General features: G+C 60.4%; 18 protein-coding genes. 4 read left to right on the top strand and 14 right to left on the bottom strand.

What is annotated here, in order from left to right:
- Nucleotides 1-151 precede the first annotated feature (151 nt).
- Nucleotides 152-505 carry a hypothetical protein gene (locus tag BFP95_RS05800; protein WP_065872842.1) on the bottom strand — a complete coding sequence of 118 codons (354 nt, stop codon included), beginning with the start codon at nucleotides 503-505 and terminating at the stop codon, nucleotides 152-154.
- A 491-nt stretch (nucleotides 506-996) separates the two neighbouring features.
- On the opposite strand from BFP95_RS05800, the gene BFP95_RS05795 reads away from it, so the two are divergent.
- The gene (locus BFP95_RS05795) at nucleotides 997-5,865 is read left to right on the top strand and encodes an NAD-glutamate dehydrogenase (RefSeq protein WP_065909532.1); all 4,869 of its coding nucleotides are present in this window, start codon (nucleotides 997-999) and stop codon (nucleotides 5,863-5,865) included.
- Between the two features lie 136 nt (nucleotides 5,866-6,001).
- Here the strand turns inward: BFP95_RS05795 and BFP95_RS05790 are convergent, their stop codons facing one another.
- The 3 genes from BFP95_RS05790 to BFP95_RS05780 all read right to left on the bottom strand — a co-directional run bounded on the left by BFP95_RS05790 (nucleotide 6,002) and on the right by BFP95_RS05780 (nucleotide 8,834).
- On the bottom strand, nucleotides 6,002-6,688 hold the full coding sequence (locus BFP95_RS05790) for a GntR family transcriptional regulator (protein WP_065872844.1): 687 nt from the start codon (nucleotides 6,686-6,688) through the stop codon (nucleotides 6,002-6,004).
- Nucleotides 6,689-6,705: 17 nt separating this feature from the next.
- Entirely contained in the window at nucleotides 6,706-7,407 is a 702-nt protein-coding gene (locus BFP95_RS05785; protein WP_065872845.1) for a FadR/GntR family transcriptional regulator, read from the bottom strand.
- 101 nt (nucleotides 7,408-7,508) lie between these two features.
- Complete coding sequence (locus BFP95_RS05780) at nucleotides 7,509-8,834, bottom strand: C4-dicarboxylate transporter DctA (protein ID WP_175402987.1); 1,326 nt, start codon at nucleotides 8,832-8,834, stop codon at nucleotides 7,509-7,511.
- Nucleotides 8,835-9,051: 217 nt separating this feature from the next.
- On the opposite strand from BFP95_RS05780, the gene BFP95_RS05775 reads away from it, so the two are divergent.
- On the top strand, nucleotides 9,052-9,681 hold the full coding sequence (locus BFP95_RS05775) for a DNA-3-methyladenine glycosylase I (protein ID WP_065872847.1): 630 nt from the start codon (nucleotides 9,052-9,054) through the stop codon (nucleotides 9,679-9,681).
- Nucleotides 9,682-9,717: 36 nt separating this feature from the next.
- On the opposite strand, the gene BFP95_RS05770 is transcribed toward BFP95_RS05775, so the two are convergent.
- Both BFP95_RS05770 and BFP95_RS05765 read right to left on the bottom strand, forming a co-directional pair.
- Nucleotides 9,718-10,119, bottom strand: a complete 402-nt coding sequence (locus BFP95_RS05770; RefSeq protein ID WP_065872848.1) for a cupin domain-containing protein — start codon at nucleotides 10,117-10,119, stop codon at nucleotides 9,718-9,720.
- An 84-nt stretch (nucleotides 10,120-10,203) separates the two neighbouring features.
- Nucleotides 10,204-11,637, bottom strand: coding sequence for a MocR-like pyridoxine biosynthesis transcription factor PdxR (locus BFP95_RS05765; RefSeq protein WP_065872849.1), 1,434 nt, complete (start codon nucleotides 11,635-11,637; stop codon nucleotides 10,204-10,206).
- A 154-nt stretch (nucleotides 11,638-11,791) separates the two neighbouring features.
- Between BFP95_RS05765 and BFP95_RS05760 the strand changes: the two genes are divergently transcribed.
- Nucleotides 11,792-12,235, top strand: a complete 444-nt coding sequence (locus BFP95_RS05760) for a carboxymuconolactone decarboxylase family protein (RefSeq protein WP_065909530.1) — start codon at nucleotides 11,792-11,794, stop codon at nucleotides 12,233-12,235.
- A 30-nt stretch (nucleotides 12,236-12,265) separates the two neighbouring features.
- On the opposite strand, the gene BFP95_RS05755 is transcribed toward BFP95_RS05760, so the two are convergent.
- From BFP95_RS05755 to BFP95_RS05740, 4 genes are all read right to left on the bottom strand, one after another.
- Nucleotides 12,266-13,033, bottom strand: a complete 768-nt coding sequence (locus BFP95_RS05755; protein WP_049713006.1) for an SDR family oxidoreductase — start codon at nucleotides 13,031-13,033, stop codon at nucleotides 12,266-12,268.
- 9 nt (nucleotides 13,034-13,042) lie between these two features.
- Nucleotides 13,043-14,110: a phosphotransferase family protein gene (locus BFP95_RS05750; protein ID WP_065872851.1), complete on the bottom strand. Its 1,068-nt coding sequence runs from the start codon at nucleotides 14,108-14,110 to the stop codon at nucleotides 13,043-13,045.
- A 129-nt stretch (nucleotides 14,111-14,239) separates the two neighbouring features.
- Nucleotides 14,240-15,193, bottom strand: a complete 954-nt coding sequence (locus tag BFP95_RS05745; RefSeq protein WP_065872852.1) for a 2-hydroxyacid dehydrogenase — start codon at nucleotides 15,191-15,193, stop codon at nucleotides 14,240-14,242.
- Between the two features lie 53 nt (nucleotides 15,194-15,246).
- Nucleotides 15,247-15,771 carry a cysteine hydrolase family protein gene (locus BFP95_RS05740; RefSeq protein ID WP_065872853.1) on the bottom strand — a complete coding sequence of 175 codons (525 nt, stop codon included), beginning with the start codon at nucleotides 15,769-15,771 and terminating at the stop codon, nucleotides 15,247-15,249.
- Nucleotides 15,772-16,155: 384 nt separating this feature from the next.
- Here BFP95_RS05740 and BFP95_RS05735 point away from each other — a divergent pair, with 384 nt between their 5' ends.
- Nucleotides 16,156-17,433, top strand: a complete 1,278-nt coding sequence (locus BFP95_RS05735; RefSeq protein ID WP_065872854.1) for a serine/threonine transporter — start codon at nucleotides 16,156-16,158, stop codon at nucleotides 17,431-17,433.
- A 51-nt stretch (nucleotides 17,434-17,484) separates the two neighbouring features.
- Here BFP95_RS05735 and BFP95_RS05730 read toward each other — a convergent pair whose 3' ends face one another.
- From BFP95_RS05730 to BFP95_RS05715, 4 genes are all read right to left on the bottom strand, one after another.
- A complete protein-coding gene (locus BFP95_RS05730) occupies nucleotides 17,485-18,063 on the bottom strand; it encodes an acyl-homoserine-lactone synthase (RefSeq protein WP_065880651.1) in 579 nt (192 codons plus the stop codon).
- A gap of 28 nt (nucleotides 18,064-18,091) precedes the next feature.
- Entirely contained in the window at nucleotides 18,092-18,817 is a 726-nt protein-coding gene (locus BFP95_RS05725) for an autoinducer binding domain-containing protein (RefSeq protein ID WP_065872856.1), read from the bottom strand.
- Nucleotides 18,818-18,935: 118 nt separating this feature from the next.
- Nucleotides 18,936-20,207: a glycosyltransferase gene (locus BFP95_RS05720; protein ID WP_065872857.1), complete on the bottom strand. Its 1,272-nt coding sequence runs from the start codon at nucleotides 20,205-20,207 to the stop codon at nucleotides 18,936-18,938.
- A 25-nt stretch (nucleotides 20,208-20,232) separates the two neighbouring features.
- Entirely contained in the window at nucleotides 20,233-21,126 is an 894-nt protein-coding gene (locus BFP95_RS05715) for an alpha/beta fold hydrolase (protein ID WP_065872858.1), read from the bottom strand.
- Nucleotides 21,127-21,393: the final 267 nt, after the last annotated feature.

Genomic DNA, 21,393 nt, shown 5'->3' with positions numbered 1-21,393 from the left:
GCAGCTGTCGAGCCCCGGCGAGGCTGCGTTTGCGGCTTGTCTGACACACCGCTGACGCAGCCTCGCCGGGGCTCGACAGCTGCTACGCACGTTCACTTTGAAGATGTGTAGAGGGTTACGACCAGCTCCCACAGTTGATCGTTGGTGCAGTTTAAATTCGGGTGAAAGTGCCGGTGCCTTTGAGGATGTTCTGCAGGGTTTCTTCAACTTCGGCCATGTCCGACGCGGCCGTGGCATGGGTGATCTGCAGCTGATCCTTACCACCCAGCGCGTCGGCATCGCCGGCGGCGACTTCTACCAGCACGGTCGTCTCACTCAGCGTGACCTTCAACCCATCCAGGGTCGACGGCTCGTAATCCCAGGTCAGTTCGACTTCGTCTTCATCGGGGTAACGGGTGAGCATGAACATCTCGCCGTTCTTGCCGTGGCAGCAGAGCATGGCCATGTTGTCTTCTTCGTCGTCGCACGGGGTGACCATCAGGGCGTCGGTTTTCAGCTGCAGCATGGGGAATCCTGTCTGGGGTAGGGCGTGATGGGGGCAATTGTGCCATTGCGACGAATTTTGTGCTGCATCCTGTGTCAGACCCCGTGCATGACCTGGCGGGCTGAATCAGTCATTTCTGGTACTCGGAGGATTGAAAAACGCCGGTTTTTCTACCTGGAAATCCGGGTTGCCCAAGTCGCAACCCCGAGCCTGCTTACCGATGACCGAATATGTCGCAGCGTCGCAAGCAGCTGTCTTCCTACACTCGTTAAGCTGCGCAACGGATGTGCACGTGCCAGGCGCTTGACCTGCCCGTCGTACCGTCACCCGGCAAGGTGCGCATCTTATGGAAGTTGTATGTGACCTCATTGTCTTGTCCAGCTTCACCCACCTGTCACTCTGATTCGTTTATGGTGTTTCCAGAATTACCAGCGAACAGAGCTGACGGTCTCCCCGCAAGGGGATAACACGCGACGCTTCCATCAATAACAAGCCCAAGCGGAGTACCACAGATGGCGTTCTTCACCGCAGCCAGCAAGGCCGACTTCCAGCATCAACTGCAAGCGGCACTGGCCCAGCACATCAGTGAACAGGCACTGCCACAAGTGGCGCTGTTTGCTGAACAATTCTTCGGCATCATTTCCCTGGACGAACTGACCCAGCGTCGCCTTTCCGACCTGGCCGGCTGCACCCTCTCTGCGTGGCGCCTGCTTGAGCGCTTTGACCACACCCAACCGCAGGTGCGGGTCTACAACCCCGATTATGAACGTCATGGCTGGCAGTCGACCCACACCGCGGTCGAAGTGCTGCACCATGACTTGCCTTTCCTGGTGGACTCGGTCCGTACTGAACTGAACCGCCGTGGCTACAGCATCCACACCTTGCAAACCACCGTGCTCAGCGTACGTCGTGGTGCCAAGGGTGAGCTGCTGGAAATCCTGCCGAAAGGCACCCAGGGCGAAGGCATCCAGCAAGAATCGCTGATGTACCTGGAAATCGACCGCTGCGCCAACGCCGCCGAACTGAACGTGCTGAGCAAAGAGCTTGAGCAGGTGCTGGGCGAAGTGCGCGTGGCCGTGGCTGATTTCGAACCGATGAAAGCCAAGGTCCAGGACCTGCTGGCCGGTATCGACGCCAGCCAGTTCAGCATCGACGGCGAAGAAAAAGCCGAGATCAAGAACTTCCTGGAATGGCTGGTGGGCAACCACTTCACCTTCCTCGGCTATGAAGAGTTTGTGGTACGTGACGAGGCGGATGGCGGTCATATCGAATATGACGCCGATTCGTTCCTCGGTCTGACCAAACTGCTGCGCGCCGGTCTCACCGCCGACGACCTGCGCATCGAAGACTATGCCGTGGCCTACCTGCGTGAACCGACCGTGCTGTCGTTCGCCAAGGCTGCGCACCCGAGCCGCGTGCACCGCCCGGCGTATCCGGACTACGTGTCGATCCGTGAGATCAGCGCCGACGGCAAGGTCATCAAGGAACACCGTTTCATGGGCCTGTACACGTCCTCGGTGTATGGCGAAAGCGTGCGGGTCATTCCTTATATCCGTCGCAAGGTCGCGGAAATCGAACGCCGTTCCGGCTTCCAGCCCAAGGCTCACCTGGGCAAGGAGCTTTCTCAAGTCGTTGAGGTGCTGCCGCGTGATGACCTGTTCCAGACGCCGGTCGACGAGCTGTTCAGCACCGTGATGTCGATCGTGCAGATCCAGGAACGCAACAAGATCCGCGTGTTCCTGCGCAAAGACCCGTACGGTCGTTTCTGCTACTGCCTGGCTTATGTGCCGCGCGACATCTATTCCACCGAAGTGCGTCAGAAAATCCAGCAGGTACTGATGGATCGGCTGAAAGCCTCGGATTGCGAATTCTGGACCTTCTTCTCCGAGTCCGTGCTGGCGCGCGTGCAACTGATTCTGCGGGTTGACCCGAAGAACCGCCTGGACATCGACCCGCTGCAACTGGAAAAAGAAGTGGTGCAAGCCTGCCGCAGCTGGCAGGACGACTACGCCAGCCTGGTGGTGGAGAGCTTCGGTGAAGCCCACGGCACCAACGTGCTGGCCGACTTCCCCAAAGGCTTCCCGGCCGGCTACCGTGAGCGTTTTGCCGCACATTCGGCCGTGGTCGACATGCAGCACCTGCTCAGCCTCACCGAAGCCAACCCACTGGTAATGAGCTTCTACCAGCCGCTGGGCCAGGTTTCCGGCCAACGCGAGCTGCATTGCAAGCTCTACCATGCCGACACCCCGCTGGCGCTGTCCGACGTGCTGCCGATCCTGGAAAACCTCGGCCTGCGCGTGCTGGGTGAGTTCCCGTATCGCCTGCGCCACGCCAATGGTCGTGAGTTCTGGATCCATGACTTCGCGTTCATCGCCGCAGAAGGCGTGAACCTGGACATCCAGCAGCTCAACGACACCCTGCAGGACGCGTTCGTGCATATCGTGCATGGCGACGCCGAGAACGATGCGTTCAACCGCCTGGTACTGACTGCCGGCCTGCCTTGGCGTGACGTGGCCTTGCTGCGTGCCTACGCCCGTTACCTGAAGCAGATCCGCCTGGGCTTTGACCTGGGTTACATCGCCAGCACCCTGAACAACCACACCGACATCGCTCGCGAGTTGACCCGGTTGTTCAAGACCCGTTTCTACCTGGCGCGCAAACTCACCGCCGAAGACCTGGAAGACAAGCAGCAACGCCTGGAACAAGCGATCCTCACCGCACTGGACGATGTTCAGGTGCTCAACGAAGACCGCATCCTGCGTCGCTACCTGGACCTGATCAAGGCCACCCTGCGTACCAACTTCTACCAAACCGACGCCAACGGTCAGAACAAGTCGTACTTCAGCTTCAAGTTCAACCCGCACGCGATTCCTGAGCTGCCTAAGCCAGTGCCGAAGTTTGAGATCTTCGTGTACTCGCCACGGGTTGAAGGTGTGCACCTGCGCTTCGGCAACGTCGCGCGTGGCGGTTTGCGCTGGTCCGACCGTGAAGAAGACTTCCGTACCGAAGTGCTTGGCCTGGTAAAAGCCCAGCAAGTGAAGAACTCGGTCATCGTGCCAGTGGGTGCGAAGGGCGGCTTCCTGCCGCGTCGCCTGCCACTGGGCGGCAGCCGGGACGAGATCGCGGCCGAAGGCATCGCCTGCTACCGCATCTTCATTTCCGGCCTGTTGGACATCACCGACAACCTGAAAGACGGCGCCCTGGTACCGCCGGCCAACGTTGTGCGCCATGACGACGATGACCCGTACCTGGTGGTGGCTGCGGACAAGGGCACTGCGACCTTCTCCGACATCGCCAACGGCATCGCCATCGACTACGGCTTCTGGCTGGGCGATGCGTTTGCTTCCGGTGGTTCCGCCGGTTACGACCACAAGAAAATGGGCATCACCGCCAAGGGCGCGTGGGTCGGTGTGCAGCGTCACTTCCGTGAGCGCGGCATCAATGTGCAGGAAGACAGCATCACGGTTGTGGGCGTCGGCGACATGGCCGGTGACGTGTTTGGTAACGGCCTGTTGATGTCCGACAAGCTGCAACTGGTCGCGGCCTTCAACCACCTGCATATCTTCATCGATCCAAACCCGAACCCGGCCACCAGCTTCGTCGAGCGCCAGCGCATGTTCGAGCTGCCGCGTTCGGCCTGGACCGACTACGACACCAGCATCATGTCCGAAGGCGGCGGTATCTTCTCGCGCAGCGCGAAGAGCATTGCCATCTCGCCACAGATGAAAGAGCGCTTCGACATCGCGGCCGACAAGCTGACCCCGACCGAACTGCTGAACGCCTTGCTCAAAGCGCCGGTAGACCTGTTGTGGAACGGCGGTATCGGCACCTACGTCAAGGCCAGCACCGAAAGCCACGCCGATGTGGGCGACAAGGCCAACGACGCACTGCGCGTCAATGGCAACGAGCTGCGCTGCAAAGTGGTAGGCGAGGGCGGTAACCTCGGCATGACCCAGCTGGGTCGTGTGGAATTCGGCCTCAATGGCGGCGGTTCCAACACCGACTTCATCGACAACGCCGGTGGCGTGGACTGCTCCGACCACGAAGTGAACATCAAGATCCTGCTCAACGAAGTGGTGCAGGCCGGTGACATGACCGACAAGCAGCGCAACCAGTTGCTGGCGAGCATGACCGACGAAGTCGGCAACCTGGTGTTGGGCAACAACTACAAGCAGACCCAGGCCCTGTCCCTGGCGGCGCGCCGTGCCTACGAGCGTGCCGCCGAGTACAAACGCCTGATGAGCGACCTGGAAGGCCGTGGCAAGTTGGACCGCGCCATCGAGTACCTGCCGACCGAGGAGCAGCTTGTCGAGCGCGCCGCGAATGGCAAGGGCCTGACCCGTCCGGAGCTGTCGGTGCTGATCTCGTACAGCAAGATCGACCTCAAGGAAGCGCTGCTCAAGTCGCTGGTGCCGGATGACGAGTACCTCACCCGTGACATGGAGACCGCGTTCCCACCGAGCCTGGTGGCCAAGTTCGGAGAGGCCATGCGTCGCCACCGTCTAAAGCGCGAGATTGTCAGCACCCAGATCGCCAACGACCTGGTCAACCACATGGGCATCACCTTCGTGCAACGACTCAAGGAGTCGACGGGCATGAGCCCGGCGAATGTGGCGGGTGCTTATGTGATCGTGCGTGACATCTTCCACCTCCCGCATTGGTTCCGCCAGATCGAAGCCCTGGACCACCAGGTGTCGGCTGACGTGCAACTGGAATTGATGGATGAGCTGATGCGCCTGGGTCGGCGCGCCACGCGCTGGTTCCTGCGCAGCCGTCGCAACGAGCAGGACGCTGGTCGTGACACCGCGCACTTTGGTCCGCACCTGGCGGCGTTGGGCCTCAAGCTCGACGAACTGCTGGAAGGCCCGACTCGCGAAGGCTGGCAGAACCGTTACCAGGCCTACACCGAAGCCGGTGTTCCTGAGCTGTTGGCACGCATGGTTGCAGGTACTACCCACCTGTACACCTTGCTGCCGATCATCGAAGCCGCCGATGTAACGGGGCACGACGCCGCTGAAGTGGCCAAGGCCTACTTCGCCGTCGGCAGCGCCCTGGACTTGCCATGGTACCTGCAGCAGATCAGCGATTTGCCAGTGGCCAACAACTGGCAGGCCCAGGCCCGCGAAGCCTTCCGTGATGACGTGGACTGGCAGCAACGCGCGATCACCATCTCCGTCCTGCAAATGGCCGACGCGCCACAAGACATGGAAGCCCGCGTGGCCCTGTGGCTTGAGCAGCACAAGGACATGGCCGAGCGTTGGGTGGCGATGATGGTTGAGATTCGTGCCGCTGTGGGCACGGACTACGCCATGTATGCAGTGGCCAACCGTGAGTTGCTGGACCTGGCGTTGAGTGGTCAGTCGGTGCTGCAACCGGCTTGATCAAGCGGTAAAACAAAAGCCCCCGTATCGTGAGATTCGGGGGCTTTTTGTTGGAACACCTTCTGACAAACGATGCAGGGCAACTGTGGGAGCAGGCAAGCCAGCTCCCACATTTTGATCTCCATCTACCTTGGGGTCAGTGGTGCTTCAGTAATTTAGTTTCCAGGTGGTCCAGATGCTGGGTCATCAGCGCCACCGCGGTAGTTGAGTCACGCTGCTCCACTGCATCCACAATCGCCGCATGTTCCTGCCACGCGCAATACGTGCAGGCTTTTGCTTCGTATTGGGCAATGATCAACGACGTCAGCGGCACCAAACTGTTAAGGAACTGCGCCAGCGGTGCATTGCGCGCCATCGCTGCCAATTGCAGATGAAACTCTCCCGACAGCCGAATCGCCGGCCCACGCTGGTCGCGCTCGATGCACTCGCGCTCGCGGGTAATCAGCTCGCGTAACTGGCGTACCTGGGTCGGTGTGGCGTGCGCGCAGGCCAGTTGCACCACGGTTATTTCAGTCAGGCGCCGTGCTTCGAGAATTTGCCGGGTTTGCTGCGGGTCCGGCGCGGCGACCTGGGCCCGTTGGTTGGGGCGCAGGATGATCACTTGTTGATGGGACAGTTTTGCCAGGACCCGGCGAATCACACTGCGGCTCACGCCAAAGATTTCGCCCAGGCCTTCTTCGGTAAAACGACTGGCCGGGGCAATGCGTTGTTCGAGGATGGCGTCGAACAGCTGCGGGTAGATGTCGTCCACCGAAGGCTTTTTACCGGCGACCAGGCGCAGGGCAGGGAGGATGGGATCGCGTTGCAGCGCGTGAGCGGTCATGGCCTGTCTCCAGAAAGTCAGCTGCCCAGATGGTCGTCCGGGATGTTCAAACGAATGCCCATGCGCAGGCCTTCCTGAAGGATGTGCCGACGCATTTCCGCACTGGCCAGGGCGCTGTTTTTGTTGCGGATGGCGCGCACCACGGCCTCGTTCTCTCGCAGGCGCTCCGCCAGGTGCTCGGGCGAGTTGCGCAGCACTTGGGCGCTTTGCTTGAGGGCATTGCTGGTTTGCTGCACCACGTTCTGGAAGATCGGGTTGGAGGTCAGGGCGAACAGTTCTTCATGGAAGTCGATGTAGGCGTTCATGCCGGCTTCGGCGTCGCCGGCGTCGAGGGCTTCGCGCATGTCCATCAAGGTCAGGCGCAATTGGCCGACCTCTTTGCTGCTGATGGATTGGGCCACCAGGCCGACGATGAAGGGTTCAAGGGTGTAGCGCAGTTGCAGGATATCTTCCAGGCTGGCGTCGGCCACGGCGTCGCTGGATTGCGGCTCGCTGACGCTGGTCTCCAGCACCACCACGCCTTTGCCGGGCATGGAGCGCACCAGGCCAAGGGTTTCCAGGACGATCACGGCTTCGCGCAGGCTGGGGCGGCTGATGCCCATTTGTTCGGCCAGTTCGCGCTGGCCGGGGAGCATTTCGCCGCGTCGCCACTGGCCCCGCTTGAGTGCGGCGCGCAGTTTTTCTACGACTGAATTGACGACGGTTGAGGTGCTGATCACGTCGTACACTCCTTTAAGTTGCAAATACAATAATTAAACTGGCGTTGAGCCAATGTGGGAGGCTGGCAAGCCAGCTCCCACATTTGAACCGTGTCGCTTGCTCAGAACTCCTGATGCGCCGGCAGCACCGGTTTCTTCGCCTGGAAGGCGTAGCCTTGGTGACCATCGAGGACCTTGTTGGCACGCTGGATATCGATGTCTTTCTCCCAGCGGGCAATGGCCACGGTGGCGACGCAGTTGCCGATCAGGTTGGTCAATGCACGGCCGATGCCCATGAACCAATCCACCGCCAGCACCAGCACCAGGCCCACCACCGGAATCGCCGGGATCGCCGTAAGCGTGGCCGCCAGAATCACCAGGGCCGACCCTGGAATGCCGTGGGCACCCTTGGAGGTAATCAGCGACACCAGCAAGATGGTCATCAGGTCGGTCATCGACAGCGGTGTACCGGTGGCATTGGCGATAAACACGATGGCCAGGGTCAGGTAGATCGAAAAGCCATCGAGGTTGAACGAATACCCGGTTGGAATCACCAGGCCGACGGTGGAACTGCCAATACCCAGGTGCTCAAGTTTACGCATGACCTGCGGCAGCACGGCGTCGGAAGAGGCGGTGCCCATGACAATCAGCAGTTCTTCACGCAGGTACTTGAGCAGCGGCCACATGCGCAGCCCCGACACGCGCATCACCAGGCCGAGAATCAGCGCGACGAAAGCGAAGCAGGTCAGGTAGAACAGGCCCACCAGGCTGCCCAGATGTTGCAGCGAGTCCAGGCCGTAGGTGCTGGTGGTGAAGGCGATCGCGCCGAATACGCCGATGGGCGCCAGGCGCACGATCATGCCCATGATGCGGAAAATCACGTGGCTCAGTTCATTGATCAGCCGCGTGATGCCGGAGGCCGCTTCGCCCACCAGGTTCAGCGCACTGCCGAACAGCACCGAGAACAGCAGCACCTGCAACACGTTGTTCTCGGCGAAAGCGCCGATCACCGAGTTGGGGATCAGGTCCATCAGGAATTGGCTGGTGCCCTTGATGTGCTGGCCCTTGTCGGCCAGTTCATTGAGGCCGGCGGAGGAGAGCTGTTCCAGGTGGATATTGGCGCCAGTGCCGATACCGGTGCTGAAGGCCATGATCAGGCCGATCACCAGGGCGATGGTGGTCAGCACTTCAAAGTAGATCACCGACTTGAGGCCAATGCGCCCGACTTTCTTCAGGTCGCCGGCGCCGGAGATGCCGCTGACCACCACGCAGAACACGATCAGGCCGATCAGCATCTTGATCAGCTTGATAAAGCCGTCGCCCAAGGGTTTGAGTTGCGAGGAGAATTCGGGAAGGGCCAGGCCGCAGATTATGCCTAACATCAGGCCGATCACGACTTGCAGGAAAATCGAACGCGAGCACCATCTGAGCATGGGAGGGATCTCTATTCGGTGCCCTGGTGGTTCCAGGGCTTAATTGTTGTGGTCATACCGGTAAGTCCAGTGCGGGGCCAGTCTAGGCCAGGTATTTTTGAAATAACAAGTCATTATTTGCCGGTTGACGGGTCCCGGTCTGACCAGTTGGTCGGTGAGGGCGATGCTTGAGCGGTTGGCGGGGTGGGATTTTTTTCGCTTATCATCCGCCGCTCGGCCTATGAGGTGATAGATGGACCAGCCAGGACTGACCACCGACGAAACCGGGCGCACCCATTGCACCTGGCGCACCGCAGCGCCGGAATACCCGCATTACCACGACTGTGAGTGGGGCGTGCCGGTAGCGGATGACATCCAGCTGTACGAGAAGATCTGCCTGGAAGGTTTTCAGGCAGGCATGGCCTGGATCACCATCCTGCGCAAACGCGAGCAGTTTCGCGCGGCGTTCGAAGGTTTTGATTTTCGCCGGGTGGCGCAGTACGGCGAGTCGGATATCGAGCGGCTGATGCAGGACCCGGGCATCGTGCGTAATCGCGCGAAGATCGTGTCCACCCTCAACAATGCGCGCAGGGCATGTGAGTTGGTGGAGGAGGCCGGCTCGCTGGCACGGTGGTTGTGGGCGTTTGAGCCCGCTGACGATGAACGCCCGGCCTTGGTAGACATGGCTTACTGGACGGGTAACCCCACCTCACCGGCTTCCGAACGTTTGTCGAAAGCCCTGAAGAAGCGGGGTTGGACGTTTGTCGGCCCGACCACGATGTATGCGCTGATGCAGGCGATGGGGATGGTTAATGATCATCTGGAAGGCTGCTACTGCCGGCCGCGAATTGAAACGCTGCGGCGGCAGTTCAAGCGGCCCTGAATCCCTGCTCCCACAGGGGGGTGGTGGTGTGGCTGATTAGTGTGGAAGGGGTGTCAGCACCTCAGCCTTGTCATCCAACACCATCACCACCAGCAACTTGGCCGGTTTTGTCTGGCTGGCATTGCTCGATTCAAAGTGCCGCGAACCCGCCGGTTCGTAGAACGACTCACCCACTGTGTAGGTCTTCGCCTTCTCCTCATTCACCCGCGAAGTCACCGCGCCCTCCAGCACGTAAGCCACGGCGGTGCCGGTGTGGCTATGGGGCACAGTGGCCTGGCCGGGGGCATAATCGACGGTGAGCAGGATGGTTTTCTTGCCGGGCACATTGGTCAGCGCGTGCTCTTGCAGAACCTTGATCGATTCCTGGTTGTAAACCGGTTCGTGTGCAAAGGCGGTGAGCGAGGTGAACATCAGCGCGCTGGCGAGCAGTCGTTTCATGGCGAGGTTTCCAAGTCATTCGAGACCTCTTCACCCTACGCCGCAGCGCCTGGGTGACCAATGACCAATCCAGCGGAAAACCGCCTAGCCAATCTGCTGGAGAATATCGCGGACCTTGTCCAGCGCCGGGTCGATGTCCAGGGTTTCGATGGCGCCGAAGCCGATGATCAGGCCAGGACGTACCGGAGCGTCGTGGAAGAACACATCCAGGGGGTACAGACCCACTTCGACCTGCCGCGCCAGCTCCATCAGCAGCGGGATGTTGACCGGCACCTTGCACAATGCAGCCATGTGGAACCCGGCCACGGTCGGCACGGCGTCGAACCACGGCGACAAATCCCCCGCCAAGCGCTGCAGGATGCGCTCGCGGCGCCCGGCATAGACCGTGTGGCAGCGGCGGATATGCTTGAGCAGGTAGCCTTCGCTGATGAATTTGGCCAATGCCCATTGCGGCAGCGTCGAGCTGTGCTGGTCGGTCAATTGCTTGGCTTTGAGCACCGCGCCATGAATCGCCGGTGGCAGCACCGCGTAGCCCAGGCGTAGCTCGGGCAGCAAAGTTTTCGAGAAGGTGCCGACGTAGGTCACCAGGCCGCGGGTGTCCATGCTTTGCAGGGAGTCGGTAGGGCGCCCCTCGTAGCGGAACTCGCTGTCGTAGTCGTCCTCGATAATGATCGCGCCCAGCTCTAGCGCCCGCGCCAGCAAGGCTTCACGGCGTGGCGGGCTCATGGGCATGCCAAGGGGGAACTGGTGTGAGGGCGTCACGTAGATCAGCCGCGTGCCGTCGGGAATCTGGTCGACGCGAATGCCCTGTGCATCCACCGGCACACTGGCAACGTTGGCGCCCATTGCCATGAACAACTGGCGTGCGGGGCTGTAGCCGGGGTCTTCCATGGCGACAATGCTGCCCGGTTCCAGCACCACGCGTGCGATCAAATCCAGCGCCTGCTGTGCGCCGTTGGTGACGATGATGTCGCTGTCGCGGCATTTCACGCCGCGCGAGAACGCGATATGCCCGGCGATTGCACTGCGCAACGCAGGCAAGCCTTCGGGTTGGCTGTAGAACCCACTGTTCTGGGCAATCCGGCGCAGCGCGTCCTGGGTGCAGCGCCGCCATTCATCCTGGGGGAACTGGTTGCGGCTGGTGGCACCGCCGATAAATTCGTAACGCAGCGTGCTGTCGCGCGTGGGGTGGCGCATGGGCGAGGGCAGCGACTGCCACTTCGCCAGGTTGGCGGCGCAGGCCAGGTCGGTGGCGGTTTGCAGGCGTTCGGACTGCGGTGCGCGGGCGTTGACGAAGGTGCCACGGCCCGTCTTGCCGACCAGCAGGCCTTCGTAGGTGAGGGTGGCGTAGGTGTCGGACACGGTCTTGCGCGATATGCCCAGTTGCTCGGCAAGCAAGCGGCTGGGCGGCAATTGCGCGCCAGCGGCCAGGCGTCCGGAGCCGATGGCTTCGTGCAGCTGTTGGTACAACTGTTCGGCCAGATCCTTGCGGCCGTTGATCACAACGTGCAGTTCCATGTCTTATCCCGGGCATTCACTCTTTGCCAAGATTACGCGCCTGCGTGACAGGCTCAAAATGGTCTGCGCATAAACCGGCTGATTGGCTATAGGGCTTATGCCTTGCGGACTCTAGGCTGGTTTGTCATTGCGCCCTACGCCAGAGAACCGTTCCATGGAACCTCGCCTCGATTACTACACCGCCTCGCCGCAAGCGCTCAAGGGCATGCTGATGCTGGAGGCGACAACCTTTGGTTTGTCCATCGAAAAGCCCTTGCTGGAGCTGATCAAGATTCGTGTCTCGCAGCTCAACGGCTGTGGGTTTTGCACAGACATGCACTCAATGGCGGCGCGCCAGCGCGGCGAAACCGAGCGACGCTTGTTCGCGTTGTGCGTATGGCGTGACTCGCCGTTTTTCACGGCACGGGAAAAGGCGGCACTCGCCTGGAGTGAATCGGTGGCGACGCTGCCGACCTCGACGGTATCGGATGAGTTGTACGCGGCTGTACGCTTGGAATTCAGTGAGCAGGAGCTGGTGGACCTGACCATGGCGGTGTCCAGCATCAGTGGCTGGAACCGCCTGGCGGTGAGCTTTCGGCAGCAGCCGCCGAATGCTTGAATGTGCCAGCTCCCACATAGAGTGCGGCTTTCAGGACAGGAAACCGCCATCCACATTCAGCGACACACCCGTGGTGTAGCTGGATGCATCGCTGGCCAGGAACAGCACCGCGCCGGCCATCTCGCTTGGATCCGCCACACGCTTGAGGGGGATCTGCGCCAGGGCCATTTTCAGGATTGCGTCATTCTTCACCAGGGCCGAGGCGAACTTGGTGTCGGTGAGGCCCGGCAACAGGGCGTTGCAACGAATGCCGAACTCGGCGCATTCCTTGGCGAACACCTTGGTCATGTTGATCACAGCGGCCTTGGTCACCGAATAGATGCCCTGGAACACACCCGGCGAAATCCCGTTGATCGACGCCACGTTGATGATGCTGCCGCCGCCGTTTTCGCGCATCAGCTTGCCGGCTTCCACCGACATGAAGAAATAGCCACGGATGTTCACGTCAACGGTCTTCTGGAACGCACCGAGATCGGTGTCCAGCACGTTGCAGAATTGCGGGTTGGTCGCAGCGTTGTTCACCAGGATATCCAGGCGACCAAACTGTTCGCGAATGCCGGCGAACACTTGGGTGATCTGCTCCATCTCGCCGATGTGGCAGGCCACGGCGGTGGCCTTGCCGCCGTCGGCGATGATTGCATCAGCCACGTGCTGGCAGCCTTCCAGCTTGCGGCTGGAAACGATCACGTGAGCGCCTTGTTGGGCCAGCAACTTGGCGATCGCTTCACCGATGCCACGGCTGGCGCCGGAAACGAATGCGATCTTGCCATCGAGGTCGAACAGGTTGGTCTTGGACATGAGGGTTCCTTAGAGGGCTGATTTACCGATGACATTCAGGCTCATTTGCTCCAGCAGCTTGTTCATTTGAATGAACTGCGCAAAGCGTTTGTCCTGGGTCTGGCCATGGAAGAAGCGGTAGTAGATCTGCTGCACGATACCGGCCAGGCGGAACAGGCCGTAGGTGTAGTAGAAGTCGAAATTGTCGATCTGCAGGCCCGCGCGTTCAGCGTAGTAATCGACGAACTGGCGGCGGGTGAGCATGCCGGGGGCGTTGCTTGGCTGACGGCGCATCAGTTGCACCGGCGCAGGGTCAGCGGCTTCGATCCAGTAGGCGAGGGTGTTGCCCAGGTCCATCAGCGGGTCGCCGAGGGTGGTCAGTTCCCAGTCCAGCACGCCGATGATCTGCATCGGATTATGCGGGTCAAGAATCACGTTGTCGAAGCGGTAGTCGTTATGCACGATGCTTGACGTCGGGTGGTCGGCGGGCATTTTTTCATTCAGCCAGGCGCGTACCGCATCCCAGCGTGGCGCGTCGGGGGTCAGAGCCTTTTCGTAGCGATCGCTCCAGCCACGGATCTGGCGTTCAACGTAGCCTTCGGGTTTGCCCAAATCCGCCAGGCCGCAGGCGCTGTAGTCCACCTGATGCAGTTCAACGAATTTGTCGATAAAGCTCTTGCACAGCGCCTCGGTCTTGGCGGCATCCAGGCCCAGCTCGGCCGGCAGGTCGGAGCGCAGGATGATGCCGTTGACGCGCTCCATCACGTAGAACTCGGCACCGATCACCGATTCGTCGGTGCAATGCACGTAGGCCTTGGGGCAGTAGGGAAAGCCGTCTTTGAGCTGGTTGAGAATGCGGTATTCGCGGCCCATGTCATGGGCGGACTTGGCTTTGTGCCCAAACGGTGGGCGACGTAGCACGAACTCCTGACCGGGGTATTCCAACAGGTAGGTCAGGTTGGACGCGCCACCTGGGAACTGGCTGATCGTAGGCGTGCCGCTCAAGCCCGGGATGTGAGCCTTGAGGTAGGGATCGATCAGGCTGGCATCAAGTTCTTCACCTGGGCGAATCTGGGTCGATTGGTCGTTCAGCGCCATGCTTATCCCTTCTGCTTATTCTAAAGGCCTTGGACTATTTCCTAATCTAATGCGCACCACCGCCCAGCGACAAGGTCGGGGCGGCTTAATAGGTTAGCGTGTTGGACGATGATCAGCGTGCCTGATCGGTCATTTATTGGGCGGGGGCAGGGCGACCGGCGTGAGCACCGGACGCCCGGCGAAGTATTCCACCAGGTTGTCGGCCACGCGTTGCACGGTGTCATGGGCGGCTTCCGGCGAGAGGCCCGCGACATGGGAGGTGAGCACGGTGTTGCCGAGTTTTTTGAGCGCGTCGGGCACCTTGGGCTCGTCGTCGAACACATCCAGCGCGGCGCCGCCGATGCGGCGTTGCTCCAGGGCGGCGACCAGGTCGGCGGTGACCACCACGCTGCCACGGCCGATGTTGACCAGATAGCCATTCGGCCCCAGCGCGTCCAGGGCATGGCGATCGATCAGGTGGCGGGTGCTGGCGCCGCCGGGGGTGGCCAGGATCAGGAAGTCCGAGGTGCGCGCCAGTTCCACGGCGGTTGCGCAGTAGGTGTAGTCCACGTCGTCGCGCGGCTGGCGGTTGTGATAACTCACCTCCATGCCGAATCCCAGGGCGGCACGCTTGGCGATCTCCAGGCCCACCGCACCGAGTCCAAGAATGCCCAGCTGCTTGCCGCCCAGCGACGGGCGCATCACTTTCGGCCATTCATGACGGCGCACGGCTGCGTCGGTCTGAGGGATGCCGCGCACCAGCGACAGCAGCAACGCCATGGCGTGATCGGCCACCGACGGCGCATTCACTCCGGCGCCATTGGTGACGACGATTCCGCGATTGCTGGCGGCCTGCAGGTCAACATGCTCATAGCCGGCGCCGATTACGCAGATTATTTCCAGCAGCGGCAGGGCGGCGATTTCCTCGGCGTACAAACCCAGCGGGCCACGGGTCAGTACGGCGTTGATCTGGCTGCCATGGGCTTTGATGGCTTCGGCGCGTTCGGTGGGCGTCGGCGCCAGGATCACGTGAAAGTCATTGCTCTCGATGATGGGCAGGTATTCGTTGATGGTTTCTACCAGGACCAGAACGGTGGCGGTCATCGGAAGGCTCTTCCTGAAGGGTTTGAGGGCATGAGTATGCAGTATTTGCGTGGTCAGAAGCGGATCTCAGCCGCTCTCGTGCGCTTCACAAACGCCCCAGCCAACGTCGCGTTGTGATGCTCGATAATCGCCTCGGCTTTCAATGCCGCAGTGTCCATGCAGGTATGGCCGTCTTCCGGCAGCACCACCTGGAAGCCCAGTTCCACCGCTACCCGGCAGGTGGCGTCGATACAGAACTGGGTTTTCATGCCCACGATCACCAATTGGCTGACCTGTGCCGCCCTCAGTTGCTGCTGCAAGTCTGTGCCCAGGAAGCAACTGGGGCGGGTTTTGTTGAACAACAGATCGCGCGACTCGTCGACATCCAGGCCATGCCATAGCTGCCAGGGCGCGCTGCCGGCTTCAATCGGCGAGCCTGCCGGGCCAGTGTGGCGGGCGACGAAGATCGGGGCGCCTGCATGGCGTGCACGCTGAATCAGTTGGTTGATGGTGGCGAGTACACGTTCGCGCTCGAAGGGCTTTTCCGGACCGTCGTATAAGCCAGTTTGCATATCAATGATCAGCAGGGCGTCAGTCATGGTGTTGCTCCTTGCAATGGCCAGATGGCGGAGCAATAAAAAGGCCCCGTCCATTGCTGGCGGGGCCTTGGGTTGAATCTGTGAGGTGTCTAGCGTGAACACCCACCGCAACCGCACGACCCGCCTGAGGCGGTCGTGGTGGTGGTGGGGGTGAGGTTCAGCTGAATACGGTTCATGGCTGGATCATGCTGAAAGCGGCGCCAAGTTGTCAACGAATGTGTTTGATTTGTGCGCGGCGCGTCGATGTACCACGCCACCGTTCCTCAGCTAAGTCTTTGCTTATTCAACAGAATCCCGGACAATCCGGCCCCTTCTATGGTCGGGGCGCTGCCTGTCAGGTTTTTCTGACTCGTCCCGACCGTGTAAAAGCGGAGATCCGATCGGATGAATGATCAGGCCAATAGCGTCGACCAACGCTATGAGACGACACCTGCAACCCTCACACGCTGGAGCCGCCAGGACACCACCTGGATGCTTGGCCTGTTCGGCACCGCCATTGGCGCCGGCACGCTGTTCTTGCCGATCAACGCGGGCCTGGGAGGCTTCTGGCCACTGGTGATCCTCGCGGTACTGGCCTTCCCGATGACGTTCTTCGCCCACCGTGGCCTGACCCGCTTCGTACTGTCCGGTCGAGAAGGCTCCGACATCACCGACGTCGTCGAAGAGCACTTCGGCATCAAGGCCGGTGCGCTGATCACCTTGCTGTACTTCTTTGCTATCTTCCCGATCCTGCTGATCTACAGCGTGGCGCTGACCAACACCGTTGGTAGCTTCATGGAACACCAACTGCACATCATGCCGCCACCACGAGCGATTCTGTCGTTGGTGCTGATCCTCGGCCTGCTGGCCGTGGTGCGTTGCGGCGAGCAAGTGATCGTCAAGGCCATGAGCCTGATGGTGTATCCGTTCATCGTCGCCTTGCTGTTCCTGGCGGTGTACCTGGTTCCGCATTGGAATGGCGGCATCCTCAGCACCGCCAGCGTAGTCCCGGCACCGTCTGCACTGCTCAATACGCTGTGGCTGGCGATCCCGGTGATGGTGTTCTCGTTCAACCATTCGCCGATCATCTCGGCCTTTGCGGTTGACCAGAAGCGCCAGTACGGCGCCCACGCCGATGAGCGCAGCTCGCAGATCCTGTCCCGCGCACACGTATTGATGGTGGTGATGGTGCTGTTCTTCGTATTCAGCTGCGTACTGACCCTATCGCCGGCGCAGTTGGCCGAAGCGAAGGCGCAGAACCTGTCGATCCTGTCGTACCTGGCCAACCACTTCGATAACCCGACCATCGAGTTTGCCGCTCCGTTGATCGCGTTTGTGGCGATTGCCAAATCGTTCCTGGGCCACTACATCGGCGCCAGCGAAGGCCTCAAGGGGTTGGTGCTGAAAACGGGTCGTCGCCCGGGTGCCAAGCGCCTGGACCGCATGACTGCCGCTTTCATGCTGGTGGCGTGCTGGATGGTTGCGACGTTAAACCCAAGCATTCTCCACATGATTGAGGCTCTGGGTGGTCCGATCATTGCTTCAATCCTGTTCCTGATGCCGATGTATGCCATCCGCAAAGTGCCGGCCATGGCCAAGTACCGTGGGCAGGCGTCCAATGTGTTTGTCACGGCGGTTGGCCTGGTGGCGATCACTGCGGTGGTGTACTCGCTGATTCCTTGATGTGAGCAAAACCTTCGACCCGGGCTTTCCTCACACCTGGATCACGCAGCGCTATGCAACGGCCGAATCAGCGTGCAACGCGATTTGGCCGTTTTTCTGCCAGGCCGGAAAACTCAGCGCTACCAGGTGGTCTTTGTTCACGCGTTGCGCAGCGCCGAGGCGACTCAACTGCACACCATTTTTCAGGAAATAACGCTCCAGTGCCGGGGTGGTGACCGCCACCACTCGATTGGCGCCCTGGCGCCAGGCATGGTGCAGGCTGTTCCACCAGATCCGCATCGGTAAGGTGCCTTCCTCAAGAGCTCGGGCGGCAAAGCGCGACACTTCCCAAGTATCACTGCTTTGCGGGCTGGGCTGGTCGCACAGAAATCCAAAGACTTCCGACAGCAGATAAGGCTGTGTGGTCGGCAACAGTCGTGCGCAACCGCAGACCTGGCCTTTGGTGTCCAGGGCGAGGATGTGACGGGTGTCGGCCTGGTCGAACTGGTCGAATTCGCGTTGGGGCAGGGCGCAGGTGGAGTCTAGTTTCCAGCCCAGTTGCTGGATGAATACTTCGTGTCGATAGCGGCCCAGGTCGTCCTCAAGGGCTGCAGACAGTTCATGGTGATGGCGGGTGATGATATTGATCATTGGATGTCCTTATCGTGATCGTCGGGCCCTAGATCAAGCCCAGTGCGGCGGCATAGGCAGCCGCCAGTGTCTTGTTGGCGGCCCCGAATTTTTTCTGGATGGCCTTGAGGTGAAAGTTCACGGTGTTGATGGAGATGGTGAGGATCAGCGCGATCTCGCCGGAACTTTTGCCGTCGGCGGTCCACTGCAGTATCTCCCGCTCACGCAGACTGAGGCACACCGATGGGTGGGTGCGTTCGCTATGGCCAAGGTCCGTCAGGCGCAGCGTCACCTGTTCGAGGATGCAGCGCAGGCGCAATTGTATTTCGTCGCTTTCTGCCTGTGAGATCCGGTCTTCGCGCCGGGCCACGGACAGTAACCGCAGCGAGTGATCGTGGCTGCGAATCGGCAGCGTGGCGCCGATGCGCAGACCCCAGTCCCGAGCTTCCAGCCATAACTTTCGACTGTTATCAAACAGTGCGTCGTTCCACAGCACCATCTCGGTGGAACGCAAGCCACTGAGAATCGACGGATCGACTGCCGCGTAGTTTTGCTCCTCGTAATGTTCCAGCCATCTTTCGGGGTAGGAGCCGTAAATCTCGGTTTTTGGACGGGTAAAAGGGGTCAGGTGGCGTACGCCATAGGCGTAATACTCGAACCCCAGTTGCAACACCTCCCGCTCCAGCAGCGCGAAGACTTGTGGCCCACCCTGTTGCTTGAGCATCTCTATCCGCAAGCGATTCCACCAGCGAATGAGGTCGTTTTCCTTCTCCATGGACAGTCGCCTCGATTCCCCAAACCTTTGGCAATCTAGCCCACGAGATATTTCTGTCAAACTTTTCCTAGGCTTTCCCGATGGCTCTGGCACGGTGCTTTCACCCAAGACGCTGGTGTTATGACGCTTGGCGCAGACGAGGAATTGAATGGCGCGCGTGGCACTGCTCAATGGCCTTGACCGCTGTTTCACAGGACGCCGCGTCGGCGGGCATCAGGCTACTCGCCCGCAGGCTGGCCTTTTGCAAGTGGGTATCGTGTAACAGTGCTGCGATCGCCCCTTGCAGGTCTTGGCTGTCCAGGGGCAGGTCGAGGCGAATCCCGCACCCCATGCGCACCAGTCGCTCGGCGTTATCGAACTGGTCGTGAGCGATCGGCAGGACGATCTGTGGAATGCCGGCCGCAAGCCCCAGGCTCATGGCACCAATGCCGCCGGGGTGGACCAGGCCCGCCGCGCGGGGCAACAGTGAACTCATCGGCAAGAACGGACGCTGCATCACCGTGGGCGGCAAGTCGCTGATGACCGGCCGATCACCGGTCAGAAAAATGCCGCGTGCGCCCGACTTGTGCAGCGCTGCGAGGGCGAACCGATAAAACTGATGGTCAAAGTGCTCAGTGGAGCCTTGGGTGAAGACAATGGGGGCAGATCCTGCGTCCAGAAAAGTTCGGCTTTGCTCATCGAGCCCGAGGGTGCCGCCGTCGAACAGTGGGAAGCCGGCCATGTGCAAGGGCTGCGGCCAGTCTTGCTGTACGGGGGCGAACCATTCGGGGAACAGGCATATTACCCCTTGAGGCGAATGCATCCATTGGCTGAAGATAGTCTTCACCGTGCCTGGCAGCCCGTGTTTGCGGCGCAGGGCATTGATTTGGGGCGCACAGGTACGGTCCAGGCTTAGGTATTCGATCCCGCGCCAGAGGAGTTTACGCAGGGTCAATGGCAAGCGCGGCGATACATTGAAGGTGGGGTGCACGGGCGGCAAATGTGCAGACAGCAACGTTGATGGTGATACTTGGACGGACAGGTAGGGGAAGCCGTATTTTTCATGGGCGATACGAGCACCCAAGGCCCACAGCGAGCCGACGACCACGGTGTCGTCGTTGTCCTGGGCGGTCACATAGTCGTAGACCGGCTCTAAAAGGCCGGCGATGGCTTGCCACAACACGCCGAAGGATGTCTTCGGGTCCCACAGCCGGGGATCACCCATGGCGGCGGTGTAGGTAGCCTCATCACATAACGGTACGAAGTCTAGGCCTCGCGCCTCAATGGTGCGTTGAAAAGCCGGCATGCTGCACAAGGTCACCTGATGACCGCGCAGAATCAGGGCAGAGCCCAGGCCGATAAAGGGAAAAACGTCACCGGCCGAGCCGATGGCAATCATGATTACTCGCATCATCCACATCCTTGTCGAAAAGTGCTCAGGCGAAGCTCAACTGCGCTCGGTGCGGGGGCGACGCGTGAAGCGCCTCTGGCTGGGTATCGCGAGGCGCCAGCAAATGACCGAGCAATGCACGGTGCACGCCGTTGGCCGCCGCCCGGGATTCCAGATCCAGAAAATGCCCGCTGCTCTCGGCCGTGGAGAAGCTGCAGTCACGGATGTACTGTTTGAAGCACTGCACGTCCATGGCGCTGGTGTATTCGTCCCAGGCGCCGTTCAAAAAGTGCACATGGCTGTTGATGCTCGAAAGTTGCGGCAGGTAAGCCCCCTCGTTGAGCTTGAGCGCCTGGTCGATATGGAATCGCGCTTGATGCTGCTCGGCGTCGATCAACTGCGCCATGTGTTGTTGATTAGCGGTCTTGAGTCGGGCCGGAAGGTGCTTGCCCAGTGTCTGGTTGAGCAAATGGCCGATACCTGCGTTGTCATCCCGGGCCATGAGTGCCTGGGCCCCGCTGACGTAGTCGAGCATCGGTGCGTTGAGGCCGGGAGCGAATGACATCACGACCGAGCTTTTGACGGTGCCCGGGTTTCTGGCGAGCGCCAACAGGGTCGACAAGCCACCCCAGGAGGCGGAAACCAGGTGGTGAATATTGAAGCGCTCGATCAATGCCAGCAATATCTGCACTTCGTCGTCCTTGGTCACCAGGCACCGGTCCGGGTTATGAACGCGGGAGTTTCCAGCGAACGGTAAGTCAAACAGCACCACGTTAAAGTGTTCGGCCAGGCATTTGCTTGTACGGGCAAAGGCCGACGTCGTGGCCATGGCGCCGTTGACCAGCAAAACGTTATTTTTATTGGGAGCATCGCCGATTTGTTCCACTGACACCGAATAATCCTTGAAGACCTTCTTGATCACATAGTGTTTACGCGACATAACACACCTCCAGTCAGCACTTGAAAAACAGGCGAGAGCGCCCCTGCCACTGAGCTCAGGTGCCGGGGGCAAGGCTTGATTGTTTTTTTATTAGAAGTAGTACGGCTTACAGCGCGAAGTAGATCCAGAGCAGGCGGATCCCATGACGCAGGTTTCAGGCTGTAGAGAGTTTTAGTCTTCAAAGTGTTGGGGGACAACTACCTGATCTGGTAGGTCGGTATACAAAGGCGGTCGGCAATCAGTGTGTTTCATCTGGCGCGGCGGTTC

Origin of the sequence: Pseudomonas sp. 58 R 12 (assembly GCF_900005865.1) — a bacterium.
Taxonomy (GTDB): domain Bacteria; phylum Pseudomonadota; class Gammaproteobacteria; order Pseudomonadales; family Pseudomonadaceae; genus Aquipseudomonas; species Aquipseudomonas tritici.
Note: the sequence above shows the minus strand (reverse complement) of the source record. Positions and strands in the feature narration are given on the sequence as shown.